We start from the raw sequence: 20,327 nt of genomic DNA, 5'->3' as shown, positions 1-20,327 counted from the left end.
TTTTTCATTTTTTTGTATAGGTATAGTCATGTCTAAAAAATATCAGGTAATACTTACCTGTGGGTTAGTAGCAACGGCATCGCAATTGTTTGCAGAAACAAATTATGTACAGCTACAACAACAGGTAATCTCAAATGATTCACTCTTGAAAAGTTTGCAACAATCACAGCAGGCTTATGATGTAAATCAAAAATATGCAGGACGGTTCAATAATCCGACTTTTAATATTGAGTTGGATAATCTTGGCAATTCAAAACTGAAAGACCTAGATGGGCCAACGACAATGCTTGGTTTATCACAGGATATTCCACTGAATAACAAACTTGCTTTGCGTAAGCAATTAGCTAGTTTTCAGGGAAATAATAATCAGTTTGAAATTGTGAAAAGACAGGCTGACTTAAAAGCTGATTTACGTCTTTGTATGTCAAATTGGTATGCTGCTTCGCAACGTGCTGGAATTTTTGCTGCTGAAAGTAAGTTAAATGCACGCCAAGCGAATGTATTAAATGAGAAATTAAAATTTGGACGGGTGATTCCATCAGATGTGCAACTGAGCTCAGCTTTATCCTCTGAGGCTAGATTACGTCACCAAAATGAACTTAAAAAAGTTCAATTCCAAAAAAATCTCTGTGGAAAATTTGTCACGGCACTTCCTGAAGCTGCAATAGAAGTTCCTTTGAGTATTAATTTTTCAGATCGAGTCAGTTTATCTGAGCAAGAAGCATCGCTTAAAAAGCAATTAGCCCAGACGCAATTTGAACTCGCGAAAAAAGAAGCTGTGCCAGACATCACATTGGGGGTAGGTGTACGTAACTATCAAGAAACCAGCGACAAAGTATTTTTGGTCTCAACATCTATTCCATTATCGGTTTTTAATCGTAATAAGGGAAACATCGCACTTGCTCTGGCAGAACGAACAAATGCTGAAGCACGTTCTGAATTGGTCACGCGTAACTCTAAAATTGATTTAGATAACAAAGCTATAGAAATCTCTAATTTGATTGATTCAATTAAACAATTTGATCAAACCGTTTTACCTGCCACCAAAGAAAGCTTACGTATCGCTGAAATGGGTTATCAAGCAGGGAAAATTTCATTATTGGAATTTAACAGCATTAAACAGATCTGGTTGGACAAACATCTTGCTCGTTTTGATTTGTGGTTAGCTTTGCAAAATCAAATTGCAGAAGTTGAACGAAATTATGTGACCAATTTAAATCAAGAATAAGGGTGAATGATGATGAACAAACCAACAAATAAAATTGTGGCTACAGGTGCAATAGCTTTACTGATCGTACTGTGTGCATTGGCTTGGTATAAAACAAGTAATAAATCACAATCTTCATCAGCACATGGGGAAGCAACTGAAGAGAAAGTTGCAGTCGCTGGTGATGAAAAAGGACCACATGGTGGCCGTTTATACCGTGATGGTGATTTCTCTGCTGAAGTGAAGATTTTTGAGGAAGGTGTTGAACCACATTTACGTGTTTATGGCTATTTTAAAGATAAACCATTAAAACCAAATGAAATTAATGCCAATATTTTTATTAAGCGTTTAGATGCAGAACAAACTATCACTTTTAAGCCTGAAAGCGATTACTTGATTGGCAATGAAATTGTGTATGAGCCACATTCATTCCTGATGGTCATTAATGTTGATTATCAAGGTAAAAAGCATAGTTGGAAGTGGGATACAAAAGAGGGCCGTGTCACCATGCTTGATAGCAGTATCAAGAGTAGTGGCTTAGAGCTTCTTAAAGTTGAACCAATGATGTTTGAAAATGCACTTGAGCTCAAAGGCGAGCTTAAATTTCCCGATAATTTTGAAAGTTTTATTACACCTAAAGCAAGTGGAACACTAATCAAAACTTATCGAACGATTGGTGATAAAGTGAGTCAAGGTGATCTTTTGGCTACAGTACAAAGCCAAGATTTGATCCGCTTAAACGCTGAACGTTCTATTGCGATGGATAACTTGCAATTTACACGTCAGAAAATGGAGCAAGAGCGCGTATTATTCCAAAAACGCGTTTCGCCTGAAATTGATTATATCAATGCCAAACGAGAGTTTGATGATGCTCAGACTCGTGCCAATGAATTGAATAGCTTAATTAGTTCTTATGGAGGTTCAGGAAGCGGCACGATTGAAGTGCGAGCGGCAATGTCTGGCACGATTTTACAGGTACTTGGTGCTGTAGGTTCAAATGTCACACCAGCTTCGCCATTATTCAAAATTGCCAATACCTCACAGTTGCTTGCAGTGGTCAATGTGCCAGCAGATAAATTGAATGTGATTAATCCAAATGCAAAAGTAACGGTTAAACCTCAAGTGCAGGAAAGTACTGAGGAAGCACTGGGTAAGATTAGATACATTAGTGATGTGATTGATCCTAAAACACGTACTGCTCAAGTCTTCATTGAAATTGCTAACCAATTCAAATGGCGTTCAGGTCAGTTAATCACGGCTAAGATCTTTGAAAACCAAAGTATGAAAGCCATGGTTGTACGTGAAGATGCATTACAAAACTTCCGTGATTGGGATGTCGTGTTTATCCGTGTAGGCAATGATTTTGAGGCACGCCCATTAGAGTTAGGTGAAAAATATAATGGCTTTGTTGAGGTTAAATCGGGCTTAAAAGAAGGTCAGGTTTATGCAGCAGGTAATTCATATCTATTAAAAGCAGAGCTAGGTAAATCTGGCGCTACTCATGATCACTAAGGAGTAGTCACCATGTTTGACCAAATTGTTAAGCTCTCGATTAAGAGTCGCTGGCTGGTACTTATAGTCTTTCTAGCTGTAGCAGCATTGGGTGTTTATAACTATTTTAAACTACCTATTGATGCTGTCCCTGACATTACAAACGTACAAGTTCAAATCAACAGTGAAGCGCAAGGCTTATCTCCAATGGAGATGGAGTCTCAAGTTACCTATCCAATTGAAACAGCTTTGGCAGGTATTCCTAATCTTGAATACACACGTTCTGTTTCAAGATATGGCTTGTCTCAGGTCACAGCCATTTTTAAGGAAGGAACGGATATCTATTTTGCCCGTCAACTTGTGAATGAAAAGTTGCAAGGGGTGACACCAACACTACCAAGTGGCATATCGACTTCAATGGGGCCTGTTTCAACTGGGCTTGGTGAAATCTTTATGTACACCGTTGAGAATGCAAAAAATAATCCAAATCCATTATCACCAACTGAATTAAGAACCCTGCAAGACTGGGTAATTAAGCCACAGCTTCGAAATGTTGAAGGTGTGAATGAAATCAATACGATTGGCGGTTATTTAAAACAATTTGTAGTTCAGCCTGACTATGCATATTTACGTAGCATTGGATTAGATCAGCAAGCTATCTTGGATGCTATTTCTAAAAATAGCATGAACAAAGGATCAGGTTATATTGAGAAAAATGGCGAACAGTATTTGATTCGCTCTGATTCTCAAATCAGCTCGATTGAACAAATCCAAAATATTCCGATTACCACCAGTAATGGTTATATCCTCAGACTGAAAGATGTGGCAAAAATATCGATTGGCCATGAGTTGCGTACTGGTGCAGCAACTAAAGATGGACAAGAAATTGTCCTTGGTACTGCATTCATGCTGATTGGTGAAAACTCACGAAATGTTGCTCATGCGGTAGATCAAAAGCTACAGAAAGTTCAAGAGTCTTTGCCAGAAGGTGTTGAGGCAAAAGCGGTATACAACCGAACTACTTTGGTTGATGCAACCATTCAAACTGTGAAGAAGAATTTACTTGAAGGTGCAATTCTTGTCATCGTAGTTCTATTCTTGTTCCTAGGGCATTTCCGCGCGGCATTAATTACCGCAATGGTTATTCCATTGTCTATGTTGATGACCATTACAGGTATGGTGAATCAAAAAATCAGTGCAAACTTGATGAGTTTAGGGGCACTGGATTTCGGGATTATTGTTGATGGTGCTGTCGTAATTGTTGAAGCATCTCTGGCGAAATTAGCCATGAGACAAAAAGAGTTGGGTCGCATACTCACTCGAAGTGAACGCTTTACTACGGTATTTGAAGCGACTAAAGAATCACGTAAGGCTATTTTGTATGGTCAGTTGATTATTATTGTGGTGTATCTACCTGTTATGACCTTAACAGGTGTAGAAGGTAAAATGTTTACGCCGATGGCTGCAACAGTAGTTATGGCTCTTGTGGCTGCGATGATTCTTTCGATCACTTTTGTCCCTGCAATGGTGGCATTGGTGACGACAGGTGAAGTTAAAGAAGAAGAATCTAAAATTGTTCATGGCATTAAGAAACTTTATAACCCAATTCTTGAATGGTCTCTGAGTCATCGATATTCATTAATTGCATTTGTTGCAGTGTTCTTTGTGTTTAGTGCCAGTCTTTCAACTCGTTTAGGTTCTGAATTTATTCCATCCTTAGACGAAGGTGATGTGGCATTACATGCACTTCGAATTCCGGGTACATCTTTAACACAAGCTGTTGAAATGCAATATGCACTTGAAAAAGAAATCGTCAAAATTCCTGAAGTTAAAACGATGTTTGCCAAAGTTGGTACAGCAGAAATTGCAACTGATCCAGTCCCACCTAACGTGGCAGATAATTTTGTCATGTTAAAACCCCGCAGTGAATGGCCAAATCCGAAAAAACCCAAAGCTGAAGTGGTTGCTGATATTGAGCGAGTGGCTAAAGGGGTTTATGGCAATAACTATGAGTTCACTCAGCCGATTCAAATGCGTTTCAATGAATTGATTTCAGGTGTTCGTACTGATGTTGCTGTAAAAATTTACGGTGACGATATGGATCAGTTACTCGAATCAGCAAATGCTGCCGCCAAGATTCTTGGTGGTGTGAATGGTACAGCTGATTTGAAAGTGGAACAGATGTCGGGTTTACCAATGGTATCTGTTGAACTCAAAAAGGACATGATCGCTAACTACGGTTTAGATGCTGAGGATGTACAGAAACAGGTTTCAAGCCTGATTACAGGACAAACAGCGGGTAAGGTTTTCGAGGGCGATCGTAAATTCGATATTGTAGTTCGAATGGATCAAAACTCGGTTACCGACTTGGAAAAACTCTATCAAGTCCCAGTGAATTTACCAGATGGTTCAAGCGTACTTTTATCTGAATTGATTGAATTAAAAAATGTTCAAGGACCAAACCAAATATCTCGTGAAAATGGTAAACGTCGTGTTGTTATCACCGCTAACGTCCGTGGGACAGATATTGGTAGTTATATTGCAGAAGCACAGTCTAAGCTAAATGCTGAATTCAAATTACCTGAAGGCTACTGGCTGACTTGGGGTGGTACTTTTGAACAAATGGAATCTGCTTCAAACCGTCTGATGGTTGTTGTTCCGATCGCTTTAATACTGATTTTTGCAATGATCTTTATGGCTTTAGGTAATGTAAGAAATAGTATTTTAGTATTTACAGGAGTTCCATTTGCACTAACAGGAGGTGTGATTGCTTTAGCTTTGAGAGATATCCCACTCTCAATTTCTGCTGCTGTTGGGTTTATTGCACTTTCTGGCGTTGCAGTGCTGAATGGTTTAGTCCTTGTTTCAGCAATTCAAAGACTCAGAAACCAAGGTGAAAGTGTAGTTGATGCTGTCAGACATGGAGCACTAGAACGACTTCGACCTGTATTGATCACAGCTTTAGTTGCTTCACTTGGTTTCATCCCTATGGCACTTAACGTGGGGATTGGTTCAGAAGTACAGCGCCCGATTGCAACAGTTGTTATTGGTGGAATCATTTCTTCGACATTACTGACTTTGATTATTTTGCCAACGTTATATGTTTGGTTTAACCAAAGTCGTAAAAAAGAAGCTGATGATTTTACTGAGCAACAAGAAGTATAAGTCATAGAACAATGATTGGCATGGTGAGAGATACGAGGTTGAGGTTTAAGATGATGTGGCTAGTCTGCATTGTCAGCCTCTCGCTGTGCCTACATTTTAATGCACATAACGCTGAAATTCGTTATCAGGATCATCCTGCTTATGCAGCTGAACTTGTGCATTCTCACGATATACAGCAGAAACAAAGTCATATCCATCATGATAATTTTCATGAACATTTTGGGGATTATGAGTCTAGTCATCCAATAGGCTTATTATTCATCCTCGTAGGTATATTGATGGTTGATTGGGTAAAAGCCTATCTTTATCTCATCATCAGCCGCATTTTCAAACCACCAAAGGCAGCGATCAATTTTTAATTTTTGATTTAACTTTGGAGTTTGATTTACATGCAATTTATTGATTCACATTGGGTGAAACTAAAAACATATTTAAAGATATTTATTGCTTTAAGTACTGTTCTGATAAGTCCTGTACTTTTCGCACATGGTGTTGCGGAAGGTGATAAGGGATATATACAAGAAATTTACGGCGTCCACATTATCCCCTTTATTTATTTAGGGGCGAAGCACATGGTCACTGGTTATGACCATCTGTTGTTTCTAGTAGGGATTATCTTCTTTTTATATCGCATGAAAGATATAGGACTATATGTCAGTCTTTTTGCGATTGGTCACTCTGTCACAATGTTGGTTGGGGTGTATTACAACATTTCCATGAATGCTTACATTATTGACGCAATCATTGGTTTTTCTATTGTTTATAAGGCCTTAGATAATTTAGGAGCGTATCAGCGTTGGTTTGGGTTTCAACCAAATACCAAAATTGCCACTTTGATTTTTGGCTTAATTCATGGTTTTGGCTTGGCTGTAAAAATTCAAGAATACGAAGTACCAGAAGATGGTTTATTAGCGAATTTGATCTCCTTCAATATCGGTGTTGAATTGGGTCAATTTATGGCTTTAGCGATGATTTTGCTGTTAATGACAATCTGGCGTAAAACGCCTTATTTCTTCAAAACAGCTTATCAAAGTAACGTCTTTTTAATGTTCCTCGGCTTTTTACTTGTGGGCTTTCAGCTTACTGGCTTCGTCACTCAATAAGGATTTTTAAATATGTACAACGCTCAAATTCCACAAGATGTTGAATTACCCTCTGCAAAGAAACTTGTTAAATCGACCATGATTGCTGCAATAAGTGCTGTAGTGGTATTAGTCACAGTAGTTATGCCTGCTGAATACAATATTGATCCAACTGGCATGGGTAAAGTTTTAGGCTTAACCACGATGGGTGAGATTAAGCAATCCTTAGCTGAAGAATCTGAAAATAATGCGAAAATATCAGCTGTTGAAACTACAGTAGATAAATCGGCTGATCCACATATTCAGTCTTCAACACCAATTGGTGAAGCAGATAAAATGTCAATGCCTGCAATTCAAAAGAAGAGTATGACGATTGAGTTGAAACCAGGGCAGGCAACAGAGATTAAGTTAGCAATGCCTCAAAGTGCCAGCGTAAATTTTACATGGACAACGTCAGGTGGTGGGTTAAATTATGACACGCATGGTGATCCTGTTAGTGCTCCGAAAGGTTTCTATCATGGCTATGGCAAAGGGCGTAACGAAACTCAGCAGCAAGGAGTTTTAAAAGCGGCTTTTGATGGTAAGCATGGTTGGTTCTGGCGTAACCGTACTGAAAATCCAGTTTCTGTGACATTGGAAGTCGAAGGCCAATTTAGTGATATGAAGAAAGTCTTTTAAGCTTGAGATAATCTCCTTGGAATAAACTCCAAGGAGATTTATTTGGCATAAATATTAGGTTCTAAAAGGAGTCCCTAAAATGCTAGAAGTTTTAAAAAATACAACGTATAGGCATTTGTTTTTAGCCCAAGTCATCGCATTGATTGGGACAGGGCTGATTACCATTGCTTTGGCTCTACAAGCGTATGACATTGCTAAGGATCAAGCCGCCCAAGTACTGGGAATTGCTCTGGCAATTAAAATGATTGCTTATATTGGTGTTGCTCCTATAGCTTCTGCATTTGCAGAAAGACTTCCCCGTAAAAAAGTTTTAGTGACTTTAGATATCCTGAGAGCTTTAACAGCTTTGTGCTTACCTTTTGTCACTCAGATTTGGCAAATTTACATTTTAATTTTTATTTTGCAATCTGCCTCAGCTGCCTTTACCCCAACATTTCAGGCGATGATTCCTGATGTGTTGCCTGAAGAAAAAGACTATACCAATGCCTTATCACTTTCTCGATTGGCGTATGACTTAGAAAATATCATTAGCCCAATCTTGGCTGGGTTTCTTCTTACTTTTATTAGCTATCATAATTTGTTTTTAGGTACGGTGATTGGCTTTATTGGTTCTGCGTTATTTGTTGTTAGTGCTAAATTGCCTATTGCGAAAGTTCCCGAATTTAAAGGGGTGTATAGCCGTATCAAACAAGGGGCGAAGATTTATTTTAATACCCCGCGGCTAAAGGCACTTTTGGCATTGAACCTTGCTATTGCATCGGCGAGTGCCGTTGTTATTGTCAATACCGTTGTATTGGTTCAATCCACATTCAAATTAAATGAACATGCAACAACTTGGGCATTTGGGTTATTTGGTTTAGGTTCAATGCTTGCAGCATTTTTATTGCCTAAAATCTTGGACCAGTTTAATGATCGTTCTGTCATGTTAACTGGAACAGCTATATTAGTAGTTGGTTTATTCTGCGGATATTTTGTAGCGTCGTACAATTGGTTATTGGCCTTATGGTTCATTTTAGGGATTGGCTATTCAGTTTCTCAAACGCCTACAGGTCGTTTAATCCGAAAATCAGCATCTAGTGAAAATAGAACTTCATTATTTGCAGCACAATTCGCGTTTTCACATGCTTGTTGGTTGATTACTTATCCATTGGTGGGTTGGTTAAGTACCAATTGGGGTACATTATTCACGTTTGTCCCTATGGCAGTGATTGCTTTGGTGGCGATGTCTTTTGCTTATGTAATTTGGCCGAAACAAGATGATTCAATATTGGCACATTCTCATGATGATTTACCTGTTGATCATGAGCATTTGGTCAATCATCACCATGATGGCAAACATGCACATGAATATGTGATTGATGAACATCATCAGAAATGGCCTAAATAGATGATTGCGTATTTATTCTTGTTTTTGAGTGCCTTTGGAGCTGCTACGTTACTACCTTTACAGTCTGAATCTGTTTTAACGGGCTTATTGGTGCTTAGTGAAAATTCTGTTGTTTTACTCATCCTAGTTGCTACAGTGGGGAATGTCCTTGGCTCTTGTCTTAATTGGTGGCTAGGTAGCAAGCTAGAAGACTATAAGAATAAGAGATGGTTTCCTGTTTCTGGAAAACAGTTGATGAAAGCACAAACGATGTATGCCAAATATGGTTCATCAATTTTATTACTGAGTTGGGTTCCAATTATTGGTGATCCAATTACCTTGGTTAGTGGCGTTTTAAAAGAAAAGTTTATTAAGTTTTTATCCATTGTTACTTGTGCAAAGTTATTAAGATATGTCTTTATTTATTTGCTTTATCTAGGAATTTTTTAATGAAATTTTGAATATTTGTTTAAATATTATACAGTTTAGTCTCTTTATATTTTTAACATTGATTTTAAAGAGGGTGTTATGAACAAAATTGTATTTTTTTCTTTATTGATACTTACGGTAACAAATGTAAATGCCCATTCGGGTGGTACAAATTCACAGGGTTGCCATACCAACAGTAAAACAGGTGATCATCACTGTCATTAATACGGGGTGAAATAAGCACAGTATTAAGCGATATCAAATACTGTGCTTTTATCTATTAGGTATAACGTTTGATTAATGCTAAAAAATCACTCAAATCCTCTTCATTAATTTTCTCTAAATCACCCAGTACGTGCTCTCTAAGATGAAGTTCTATGAGTTCATTCATTAGTCCTGTTATAGCCCCTTTAACGGCTGCGACTTGCTGTAAAACCTCAATACAAGAAATATTCTCTGCTAGTAAATTTTGTTCAATAGCATTGGCTTGACCTTGTATTCGTTTTATACGATTCATGATTTTTTTATTTTGGTTTAAGTGAGACATGGTTTTTACTCATAAAAAATATATACTGTAGGGGAGTATTAGTCTTGGCACATCAAAATGCAATATCCCAGCAATGTAAAAAGTAATCATACACATCAATTTGATGAGGGGAATCCTCTGGCACAAAAGAAAATCTTGATAGCAACTGTATTAACAGGTGTCATGATGGTTTTTGAAATTTTTGGAGGATGGTTTTTCAACTCGATGGCGTTGTTAGCTGATGGATGGCATATGAGTTCACATATGCTGGCATTAGGCCTCGCGTATTTTGCTTATAGAATGGCGAGAAAATATGCGCAAGATCAGCGTTTTTGCTTTGGCACATGGAAAATTGAAATTTTAGCGGGTTACTCAAGTGCCATTTTATTGATGGTCGTTGCTGTGTTTATGGGGATTCAATCGGTGCAGCGTTTAATGAATCCAGTCAATATTCACTACAACGAGGCGATTGCAATTGCTGTGATTGGATTGGTCGTAAATTTTGTATGTGCATGGTTGCTTCATGAAAGTGGTCATCACCATCATCACGGTCATGAGCATGATGACCATCATCATGAACACACTCACCAACATGAAGAGCATGATTTAAATCAAAAGGCTGCATTCTTACATGTTGTGGCAGATGCAGTAACTTCTGTATTGGCAATTATTGCGTTGTTTGCAGGTAAGTTTTTTGGTTGGGACTTTTTAGATGCTGTATTGGGTATTGTTGGTGCCTTCTTAGTTGCACATTGGTCATGGGGGTTAATTCGTGAAACAGGTAAGACTTTGCTTGACGCTGAAATGGAACATCCTGTAGTGGGTGAAATTATTGAAGTCATTGAAGAATTAGATTCACAGGCAGTGATTACTGATCTTCATGTGTGGAAAGTAGGCAAAGGAAAATTCTCATGTATTCTTTCATTAGATTCCGATAGCTCTAAATTGACGGCAGATAGTGTCAGAAAAGGGCTTTCTATACACGAAGAAATTGTTCATGTTTCTGTAGAAATTAATAGTAGATCTAGACTTCAAGTCGCAGTATAAACAATTTGGATATATGAGCAGGTCAATGACCTGCTCATATTTTTTATAGACTTAATTGAATCACTAATCCTAAAACTGCAGCAGCTCCGATTACTCTCAATACACTTTGATTGAATTTAAAGAGTGCAACACAGGCAAGTAGGGTAATCACTGCCGCTATGTAGTCAAACTGCCCATTAAAACCTTTAGGCCATAATACATGGTACGCAAAGAAGAGTGCTAAGTTCAGAATGACGCCGACTACAGCTGCTGTAATGGCAGTGAGAGGCGCAGTAAACTTAATTTGATTATGTGTAGATTCAATAATCGGAGCGCCAGCCAAGATAAAAATAAAGGAAAATAGAAAAGTAAACCAAGTGACGATTGTTGCGCCTATCGCACCTGCCAAGAATAGATGCTCTGAACCTAATAATGCATGATTATATCCACCTAAGAATCCAACAAATGCCACCACCATAATGAGTGGCCCAGGGGTACTTTCACCCAGTGCAAGACCATCAATCATTTGTGTCGGGCTTAACCAACCGTAATAGTTTACCGCCCCTTGATAAACATAAGGCAATACAGCATAAGCCCCCCCAAAGGTCAGCAGTGCGGCTTTGGTAAAAAACCACGCCATTTGTGTATAGGCGTGATCCCATCCCAGTGTTAGGCTGAGACTAAGGATAGGAAGAAACCACAGTAGACCACCAATGAGAATAATTCTGCCCAAACGTTTCCAGCTAAAGATCGCATGCGCTGGTGTAGGAGTATCATCATCAATTAATGCAGGTCCATAATCTTTTTTACTCTGCTGATGAGCATTCCCACCAGAAAAGAGGCTTGGATATTTTTTACTGGTTAGATAGCCAATGATCGCAGCAGAGAGGACAATTAAAGGGAAGGGTAAATTCAAGAAAAAAATCGCAATAAATGAAAGCGCTGCTATTAGCCATAAGAATTTATTTTTGAGTGATCGACTTCCAATTCGATGTGTTGCATGAAAAACAATGGCAACAACAGCAGGTTTAATACCGTAAAAAATTCCTGCGATGATGGGTACATCACCAAATTTTACATAGACCCATGATAGGCCGATTAAAATAAATAACGATGGTAGTACAAAGAGAATTCCTGCAACTAATCCTCCAGTCGTTCTATGCATCAACCAACCGATATAGGTGGCTAATTGTTGAGCTTCAGGGCCCGGTAAGAGCATGCAATAGTTCAGTGCATGTAAGAAACGTTTCTCGGAAATCCAGCGCTTCTGTTCAACCAGTTCTTGGTGCATAACCGCGATTTGACCTGCGGGTCCACCAAAGCTAATAAAGCCTAATTTAAGCCAAAACAGAAAAGCCTGCCAAAATGAAATAGGGAGTACTTCTGCCTCGGGTGGTGTAATCAGTTCTTGTTCCATGATTATTCTCTTGAGAAGTTGGCATATAGCCCATCAAAAATATGATTGGATAATTCAAATAATTGATCATCATTGTTTATTTGGCTGCGAAGTCCTTGAATGACTTTTTCAATACCGATGGCTTCAGGAGGTTCAATCCCCCCAACATCAAGGTAATGCACAATTTCAGCGATTTTCTTTAATGCAGGTGTTTCTAAATTAAAACTGTATAAAAGTACTTCAAAGGTGACCCAATGGTTGATGTGGCTGAACCTTGCATCATCAAAATCAAAGCCTAAGGCTTCTTTAGGGCAATCAGTTGGTGTGTCTAACCAAATAAATGTAGGTGTGGAATCAATAAAGGTCTTAATTAGCCATGCAGAGGCTAAGCGATCAATCCATGGTTTTTTTCGCGTTGCCCAAAGCTGATTTTGATAATCTACTTTGTCTAAAACCTGAATGTGAGCTTGTATTGCGTTGGGCTCATTGGCTTCATCAAGACGTGCAATAGATAGCTCTAATAGCGCGAGTTCATTTAAAACCTGTGCTTGGGTTTCATCAGGGTAATAGTCAATTTCTACAAGTGCATTGATGCTTTTGCGTAGTCTACGAATTTGCTTAAGCAGTTCTTTCTTTTCATCCTTAGTCTGACGGTCTCTTAGCTCAGTAAGTTGTTTATAAAAAGCATCGTATTCTTCTTTCCGACTAAAAATGCTTTTAAGCTCAAGATTTACAGGGGACTCTGCATAAAATACATAAGCAGCACCGTGCTCAGAAATAACATCATTGGCAATGGGATCAAACTTCTCAGCATGTGCAATGGGCAGCAAATAAACGCCATCTCTAAGGGTTGCTGCGCCACTTGCTTTCAGAGAGCGCCATACCCTCATACGAGTGGTTGTGTTTTGCGTAGGAAGTGACGATATGAGTAAAGATACTTTCATGTTATATACTCAACATATTTTGTTAAGTATATTTTATTTTTTAAGAATTAAAATATTAATTTATGCAAAGAATATATAGGAAATGCATAAAGAGCTTTTAATTAAGCGTAAAAACCTATTTCGATTAGGCTCTGTAATGATTTTCTGATGCCAAAACTTTTAAATAATTAGGTAGCTAAGCTAACATTTAGAAATGGTTTACTTATTTTTCAATTCATCACAATAATCTGCCCACTTCTGCATCATGATTTTTCTCTTTTCTAAATGCTTGGTACGGTTATAAGCACGACCATGCATATCTTTTACTTGATGAGCTAACTGTTGCTCAATCAGTTCGATTGGAAATTCTAAAACCTCTTCTAATATTGTACGTGCTGAAGCACGGAAACCATGTCCACATGCTTGTTCACTCGTATAGCCTAGTCGACGTAAAGCCTGATTAACTGTATTTTCCGACATGGGTTTTAAATTGGATGTTGTTGCAGGAAACACATATTCACTTTTATATTGAGTAATTTGAGCTAGTTCAGATAGTAAATGAATCACTTGAGTAGATAATGGAACTATATGTTGTACACCTGTTTTAGATTTTGTCTTAGGTGGTATGTAGCTCCATAAACCTTGTTCAAGATCAATATCCTTCCATTTAGCATGTCTGAGTTCTCCGGGGCGAACGAAGACTAAAGGAGCAATACGTAGAGCATATCGGGTGACTGCTGCACCCTCATAATGATCAATGTCTTGTAAAAGCAATGCAAAATCTTTTGGTTCTACCAAAGCAGCCATGTGTTTGACTTTAGGGGGGGAGATTGCACCTCTTAAATCTTGAGTGACATCACGCTCACAAAGTCCAATAGAAACCGCATAACGAAGAACTTGGCTGCATTTAACTTTGACTTTTTTAGCTGTTTCTAATTTATCTTCTTTTTCGTAAATTCGACAAACTTTCAGTATGTCCATAGCTTTAATTTCATGGACTGGAATTTTTCCAATATGCTGATTAATCACTTCCAGTAAGCGTTGTTGTCCTTTAATTGTTGATTCAGCAAAGTCTTGTTTTGCCACCCATTCATTTGCAATATTTTTGAAAATATTATTATTCGCATTTAGAATCTCATTCTCAATTCTAACCTTTTCAACATGCGGATCGACATTTTGAGAGAGAAGGGTGCGGGCTTCGTCTCTTCTAATACGAGCTTCTGCGAGGCTAGTTGTTGGATAGATACCAAAACTAATGGTATTGCGTTTTTTTGTGTATGGGCGACTGTAGTCAAACTTCCAATATTTATAGCCATTTTTGTGAATGAATAGGTAAAGCCCAAAACCATCTGAAATTCGTTGGTGCTTATTGGGATCAGCTTTAAGGCTTTTGATCTTACTATCAGTAAGGCTTTTAACTATTTTTGGCATTTTTACAGTACATGATTTTGCGTATAAAAGTTTGTACTGTATTTTATACTGTAAAAAATATTAGTCTACAAGAGATTTTATTAGACCATCTTGGATCTTATTTATTTATATTATTGAATATATTGCATTTTTTTATTTGGCTTGGAATATTCTAGACCAAAATATACTGCAAAATGGTGCGCCCTGCGGGACTCGAACCCACGTCGGTCGCTTAGGAGGCAACTGCTCTATCCAGTTAAGCTAAGGGCGCAAAACGAAAACAATGTAACTGATTTTTAAGCATAAAAAAAGTTATTGCCGAAACAATAACTTTTTAATCCAGTCAAAAGCTATTTAGCTCTTGGTTGGTTTGATCATTTTAAAGAAGATCGCCATCAGTACAATCCACATAGGAATCATCAGTACAGATTCTTTAAAGCCTTGTGTCCACATAATGTATAGCACAGTCGCAATAAAGATCAGGACTAAATAGTTGCTTACTGGAGACCAAAGTGATGGGAATTTGGTTTGAGTTGAAGAAGCTTTCATGGCTTGACGGAATTTTAAATGCGTCAAACTAATCATTGCCCAGTTCAATACCAATGCACCCACAACTACATACATTAAGTGGCCAAGTGCATCTTCAGGTACAAAGTAATTCAACAATACGCAACCGAAAATGAGTAATGCAGAGAATAATACTGCTGGAATAGGTACCCCTTGCTTGTTCACTTTCAAGAAAACTTTTGGCGCATTTCCTTGTTCCGCTAAACCAAACAACATACGGCTATTTGCATACATCCCACTGTTATATACAGACAATGCAGCAGTCAAAATAATGAAATTCAGTAAATGTGCAGCCCATTGAATACCCATTTGGCTGAAAATCATCACGAATGGACTTTTGTCTAAACCACCTAAATCTAATTGATTCCAAGGCACTAAAGACAACAGAATGGTTAACGAGCCCACATAGAAAATGAGGATACGGAAGACCACTTGATTGATGGCTTTAGGAATAGTTTTTTCAGGATCTTTAGCTTCTGCCGCTGCCATCCCAATCAGTTCAATCCCACCGAAGGCGAACATTAAGAAAGCCAACATATAGAATAGACCTTCAAAGCCATTCGGGAAGAATCCACCATGTGTCCAAAGGTTGCTAAATGAAGCAGTCGAGTTTGCATCTGCAGTAAGTAATAGATACAAACCGAAAACGATCATGGAAATTACGGCAGCAACTTTAATAATTGCTAACCAGAATTCCGACTCTCCATAGAACTTTACATTACCCAAGTTAATAAGGGTAATGACAACGAAGAAGAACAGCACTGACGCCCATGCAGGAATAAAAGGCCACCAGTAATTGATATATTTAGCGACCGCAGTAAGCTCAGTCATAGCCACTAAAATATACAGAATCCAGTAATTCCAACCAGCTAGGAAGCCAGGGAACTTACCCCAGTATCGATAAGCAAAATGACTAAATGAACCAGCAACAGGTTCATGGACAATCATTTCTCCCAACTGACGCATAATTAAAAAAGCAATTAAACCACCAATGGCATAACCTAAAATGATGGATGGACCTGCAGATTGGATAACCTGTGCGGAACCTAAGAATAAGCCTGTACCAATTGCGCCACCCATGGCGATAAGTTGGATGTGACGGTTCTTTAAGCCACGCTGAAGTTGTGAAGAGTTATTGTTCAAAGTTCTCAGCCCGACGATGAATGTATAGGGATTGTAAAGGATTGATTACACTTAGCCTAGTAGATGAACGATTGGTCAAATGATTTAACTAGAAGTATTTTACCTTTTGTATATAAAATTGAATGATGAATCAATTATTTAGATTTATTTAAAAAATGACTCTATCGTTCTGCTTGGTTTTAAAAATAATGATCAAGCGTTGCTTTTTTATACTTAAGTCATGCACGGCAAATTTTTTTCTTAAAAAGCAGTATGATGGATGAGGTTAAAATTTTTAGCATGTGTCAAAACAACGGTTCAGCAAGGATTAAAAAACAATGAGTTTCGCTCCTCAAATTAAAATTCCAGCGACTTATATGCGCGGTGGCACCAGTAAAGGCGTATTTTTTAAACAAGATGATTTACCAGAAGCTGCACAGATCGCAGGTAAAATTCGCGATCAAATCTTGCTTCGCGTCATTGGTAGTCCAGATCCTTATGCAAAACAAATTGATGGAATGGGCGGAGCAACATCTAGTACCAGTAAAACCGTGATTTTAGCGAAAAGTACACAAGCCGAGCATGATGTTGATTATTTGTTTGGGCAAGTATCTATCGACCAGCCTTTTGTAGATTGGAGTGGAAACTGCGGTAATTTAACGGCAGCCGTTGGTTCATTTGCTATTTCAAATGGATTGGTCGATGCAGCACGGATTCCTGAAAATGGCATTTGTACAGTACGAATCTGGCAGGTCAATATTCAAAAAACGATTATTGCCCATGTTCCTATTACCAATGGACAAGTCCAAGAAACAGGTGATTTTGAACTTGATGGCGTGACTTTTCCTGCGGCGGAAGTCCAGATTGAATTTTTAGACCCTGCCGATGATGGTGAAGATGGTGGTGCCATGTTCCCAACAGGAAATGTTGTGGATACCTTGGACGTACCTGAGATAGGCTCTTTTCCTGCGACATTTATCAATGCGGGTATTCCGACTATTTTCTTAAATGCTGAAGATATTGGCTATACAGGGACAGAACTCCAAGAAGCGATCAACAGTGATATTGAAGCCTTGAAGCGTTTTGAAACTATTCGTGCATATGGTGCAAAACAAATGGGGCTGATTAAAGACATCTCAGAAGCTGCTACACGTCAACATACCCCGAAAATAGCTTTTGTTTCCAAACCGAAAGCCTACGTATCTTCGAGTGGTAAAGCCATTACCGAAGCTGATAGCGATTTACTGGTTCGTGCATTATCTATGGGTAAACTGCATCATGCCATGATGGGGACAGCTGCAGTTGCGATTGGTACAGCGGCTGCCATTCCAGGGACATTGGTGAACTTGGCAGCAGGTGGTGGGGAACGTGAAGCAGTTCGTTTTGGTCATCCTTCAGGGACATTACGAGTGGGTGCACAAGCGGTGCTGGAAAACGGACAGTGGCAAGTGAAAAAAGCCATTATGAGCCGTAGTGCTCGTGTGCTCATGGAAGGCTGGGTGCGTGTGCCTGAAGATTGTCTAAAATAAGTTATATCTAACTGTTATTTAAAAGCCCTTATCTTTGGATAAGGGCTTTTTTTATTCTTTATTTCTTAAAAATGAATAAGTAAATCTTAAATTTATATATCTTATATTTTTATAAGCTATTCATTTTATATTCGAATGAGGAATAGCTATTTTTTGGTAGCATTTTGCATAGCTTTAACCTAAAAAAATGTATGTATTATGGATGCACATTCTCTTCAAAATAGTTTGAATATTAACACCCATGAAGTGTTAGATTCTTTGCCTTTGGCAACCGCATTGTTTTCTCCAACTGGGGACATTTTATTTACCAATCAGTTTTTTGCCAGCAGCTTTGATCTTTCTGTTGAGCAGATGCATTTGCAAAATCTTGCACAATTTTCTGAAGAATGTTTTCAGGTGTTTAGCCAAAATGTGTTGCGATTTAGACAAGGGATTTCAGTTGAACCTTTTGAGTATCAAGTCTTTGGTCGCTATTACTGGGTTATCTTAAAACCGAATTATAGTATTAATGGCGAGCTGCAATCTGTTCTATTATGTAGCTCAGATATTTCTAATTTAATGCATAAAAAAATTCAGTTTGAGGCGAGCAATTTAGAATTTCGGCGTGGTAATGAAAAGGATCATCTAACTGGATTAGCCAACCGTCGTGCCTTTGATTTGAAATTAAAACATTATTTGCATGCTATGACACAACATGAAGCATCCGAACTGAGCCTATTGTTGGTTGATGTAGATAACTTTAAAAAAATGAATGATCTTTATGGGCAGAGTTTGGGAGACAATGTGCTTAAAGCTTTGGCTCGAACTTTATCGAATGTGAGCCCGATTGAAGTTTCACAGCATATTTATCGGGTGGGTGGGGAGGAGTTTGCGATTTTGTTGCCGAACTTTTCTTTACAGCAAGGTTGTGAGCAGGCAGAAATTTATCGAAGTGCAGTTGAGATTTTAGGACAGCATTTCCGAGGTCAAATTTTGCATGAATTATCGATTTCAGTGGGGGTGGTAAGTACTCGGGAATTTATGTTTGCTCAGTCATTTTATGAACTAGCGAATAAAGCCTTATCTTGTGCTAAAAAAGGACTTAAAAATTGTGTTTATTATACCAACCATAATGGATGTTATTCCTATCCTAAACATCAGCGATGTCAGAAAGGTGAGTGTTGTATATAAGTGATAAAGAAGAATTTCATGTAGAGAAACACGTCGACTTAGATAAATTTAAATGCAAAATGTTTTTAAGTTGCTTGGCTTGGATGAAAAATATGACCTATAGCATCGTTATTTATAAGATTAACTTGTATCAAATCTAGATCAAGGTGTATGGCAGGCTTCGCATTTAGCGTACAATCACAAGCAATCCGAACTTTGATGGTCATGCAGCATCTTTGGCGCTGTATAGCAAAAATACTCGAGGCAAATGTGTCATCTTTAACTGACGTACAAAATAATACGTTGCATCAAGCGCAACAGCAGATTCAGCAAGATCTTCTTGCAGCATTACAGGCTTTTTCTTTGCCAGAGCCTTTAAAAAGTGCAGTGCATCATGCCGTGATGTTGGGTGGGAAACGAGTACGACCAGCTTTATGCTACGCAACAGCGGCGATTCGTCCGAATCAAAACAGAGCAGCAGTACGTCGTGCAGCCGTAGCGGTAGAATTGATTCATTGCTATTCCTTGGCACATGATGATTTACCTTGCATGGACAATGATCAGTTGCGCCGTGGCCAGCCAACTTGTCATGTCGCTTATGGAGAAGATACTGCGCTTTTAGCAGGTGACATTTTACAATCCATGGCATTCGAAATTTTGGGCAGTCGTTTGTTTGACCAAGGTGAAGCGGTTGATCAGTCGGTGATTCTTAAGCAAATGCAAATTCTAGCGACAGCTTCGTCCAAAATGGTCTGTGGGCAAGTGTTAGACTTACAAGCTGAAGGCAAGCAAATTGATCAGCAAGCTTTAGAAACCATTCATCGGAATAAAACGGGTGCCTTAATTACTGCGGCAATTATGATGGCGGCTGTGACAATTTTTCAGGGTACGGACCCTGCAATTCCGCAATTACGTCAGTATGGACAAAATATCGGTCTGGCTTTTCAAGTTCAGGATGACATTTTAGATATTATCGCCAATACAGAACAGCTCGGTAAGACTGCGGGTAAAGATGAGCAAGTCGAAAAGTCGACCTATCCTGCATTAATGGGCCTAGAGCAAGCCAAAGCTTATGCGCAAAATTTACATGATCAAGCTTTTGCCGCTTTGCAGTTTTTTGAAGGACAAGCACAAGAATTAGAACAAATTTCTCAGTTCTTATTGGCAAGACAGTTTTAATGACATGTATTAAAACATAAGTTTTAAAGACATTTGAAATGTAAAAACGCTATATCTTTGAAGATATAGCGTTTTTTTTACA

Annotated in this window: 18 protein-coding genes and 1 tRNA gene; 13 read left to right on the top strand and 6 right to left on the bottom strand. The window is 38.4% G+C overall.

Annotated elements, in window-relative coordinates; genetic code table 11:
* Positions 1–28: 28 nt before the first annotated feature.
* The 9 genes from MP622_RS10160 (at position 29) to MP622_RS17425 (ending at position 9,643) form a co-directional block, all read left to right on the top strand.
* A complete protein-coding gene (locus MP622_RS10160) occupies positions 29–1,228 on the top strand; it encodes a TolC family protein (RefSeq protein ID WP_243790795.1) in 1,200 nt (399 codons plus the stop codon).
* Between the two features lie 12 nt (positions 1,229–1,240).
* Positions 1,241–2,719 (top strand): efflux RND transporter periplasmic adaptor subunit, encoded by a 1,479-nt coding sequence (locus MP622_RS10155; protein WP_243790793.1) that lies wholly within the window; start codon positions 1,241–1,243, stop codon positions 2,717–2,719.
* Between the two features lie 12 nt (positions 2,720–2,731).
* Positions 2,732–5,863 (top strand): CusA/CzcA family heavy metal efflux RND transporter, encoded by a 3,132-nt coding sequence (locus MP622_RS10150; RefSeq protein ID WP_243790791.1) that lies wholly within the window; start codon positions 2,732–2,734, stop codon positions 5,861–5,863.
* Positions 5,864–5,913: 50 nt separating this feature from the next.
* Positions 5,914–6,222, top strand: a complete 309-nt coding sequence (locus MP622_RS10145; RefSeq protein WP_243790789.1) for a hypothetical protein — start codon at positions 5,914–5,916, stop codon at positions 6,220–6,222.
* Positions 6,223–6,252: 30 nt separating this feature from the next.
* Positions 6,253–6,966, top strand: a complete 714-nt coding sequence (locus tag MP622_RS10140; protein WP_243790787.1) for a HupE/UreJ family protein — start codon at positions 6,253–6,255, stop codon at positions 6,964–6,966.
* 12 nt (positions 6,967–6,978) lie between these two features.
* Positions 6,979–7,623, top strand: coding sequence for a transmembrane anchor protein (locus MP622_RS10135; RefSeq protein WP_243790785.1), 645 nt, complete (start codon positions 6,979–6,981; stop codon positions 7,621–7,623).
* A 79-nt stretch (positions 7,624–7,702) separates the two neighbouring features.
* On the top strand, positions 7,703–9,010 hold the full coding sequence (locus tag MP622_RS10130) for an MFS transporter (RefSeq protein WP_243790784.1): 1,308 nt from the start codon (positions 7,703–7,705) through the stop codon (positions 9,008–9,010).
* The gene (locus MP622_RS10125; protein ID WP_243790782.1) at positions 9,011–9,439 is read left to right on the top strand and encodes a YqaA family protein; all 429 of its coding nucleotides are present in this window, start codon (positions 9,011–9,013) and stop codon (positions 9,437–9,439) included. It begins immediately after the preceding gene.
* A 78-nt stretch (positions 9,440–9,517) separates the two neighbouring features.
* Entirely contained in the window at positions 9,518–9,643 is a 126-nt protein-coding gene (locus tag MP622_RS17425) for a YHYH domain-containing protein (protein ID WP_347881051.1), read from the top strand.
* 55 nt (positions 9,644–9,698) lie between these two features.
* Here MP622_RS17425 and MP622_RS10120 read toward each other — a convergent pair whose 3' ends face one another.
* Positions 9,699–9,965, bottom strand: a complete 267-nt coding sequence (locus MP622_RS10120) for a metal/formaldehyde-sensitive transcriptional repressor (RefSeq protein ID WP_243790780.1) — start codon at positions 9,963–9,965, stop codon at positions 9,699–9,701.
* Positions 9,966–10,022: 57 nt separating this feature from the next.
* Here MP622_RS10120 and dmeF point away from each other — a divergent pair, with 57 nt between their 5' ends.
* The gene (dmeF, locus tag MP622_RS10115) at positions 10,023–10,991 is read left to right on the top strand and encodes a CDF family Co(II)/Ni(II) efflux transporter DmeF (RefSeq protein WP_243790779.1); all 969 of its coding nucleotides are present in this window, start codon (positions 10,023–10,025) and stop codon (positions 10,989–10,991) included.
* Positions 10,992–11,034: 43 nt separating this feature from the next.
* On the opposite strand, the gene chrA is transcribed toward dmeF, so the two are convergent.
* From chrA to MP622_RS10090, 5 genes are all read right to left on the bottom strand, one after another.
* Entirely contained in the window at positions 11,035–12,387 is a 1,353-nt protein-coding gene (gene chrA / locus MP622_RS10110) for a chromate efflux transporter (RefSeq protein ID WP_243790777.1), read from the bottom strand.
* A gap of 2 nt (positions 12,388–12,389) precedes the next feature.
* Entirely contained in the window at positions 12,390–13,310 is a 921-nt protein-coding gene (locus MP622_RS10105; RefSeq protein ID WP_243790776.1) for a chromate resistance protein ChrB domain-containing protein, read from the bottom strand.
* Between the two features lie 198 nt (positions 13,311–13,508).
* A complete protein-coding gene (locus MP622_RS10100) occupies positions 13,509–14,720 on the bottom strand; it encodes an integrase arm-type DNA-binding domain-containing protein (protein WP_243790774.1) in 1,212 nt (403 codons plus the stop codon).
* Between the two features lie 174 nt (positions 14,721–14,894).
* Positions 14,895–14,970: transfer RNA gene (locus MP622_RS10095), tRNA-Arg, on the bottom strand.
* Between the two features lie 83 nt (positions 14,971–15,053).
* On the bottom strand, positions 15,054–16,409 hold the full coding sequence (locus MP622_RS10090) for an amino acid permease (RefSeq protein WP_243790772.1): 1,356 nt from the start codon (positions 16,407–16,409) through the stop codon (positions 15,054–15,056).
* A gap of 317 nt (positions 16,410–16,726) precedes the next feature.
* Between MP622_RS10090 and prpF the strand changes: the two genes are divergently transcribed.
* From prpF to MP622_RS10075, 3 genes are all read left to right on the top strand, one after another.
* The gene (prpF, locus tag MP622_RS10085) at positions 16,727–17,917 is read left to right on the top strand and encodes a 2-methylaconitate cis-trans isomerase PrpF (protein WP_243790770.1); all 1,191 of its coding nucleotides are present in this window, start codon (positions 16,727–16,729) and stop codon (positions 17,915–17,917) included.
* A gap of 198 nt (positions 17,918–18,115) precedes the next feature.
* Positions 18,116–19,087, top strand: a complete 972-nt coding sequence (locus tag MP622_RS10080; RefSeq protein ID WP_243790769.1) for a GGDEF domain-containing protein — start codon at positions 18,116–18,118, stop codon at positions 19,085–19,087.
* Between the two features lie 249 nt (positions 19,088–19,336).
* Entirely contained in the window at positions 19,337–20,245 is a 909-nt protein-coding gene (locus MP622_RS10075; protein WP_044740959.1) for a farnesyl diphosphate synthase, read from the top strand.
* Positions 20,246–20,327 lie beyond the last annotated feature (82 nt).

This window comes from Acinetobacter sp. PK01 (genome assembly GCF_022819285.1).
GTDB classification, from domain to species: Bacteria; Pseudomonadota; Gammaproteobacteria; order Pseudomonadales; family Moraxellaceae; genus Acinetobacter; species Acinetobacter tandoii.
Note: the sequence above shows the minus strand (reverse complement) of the source record. Positions and strands in the feature narration are given on the sequence as shown.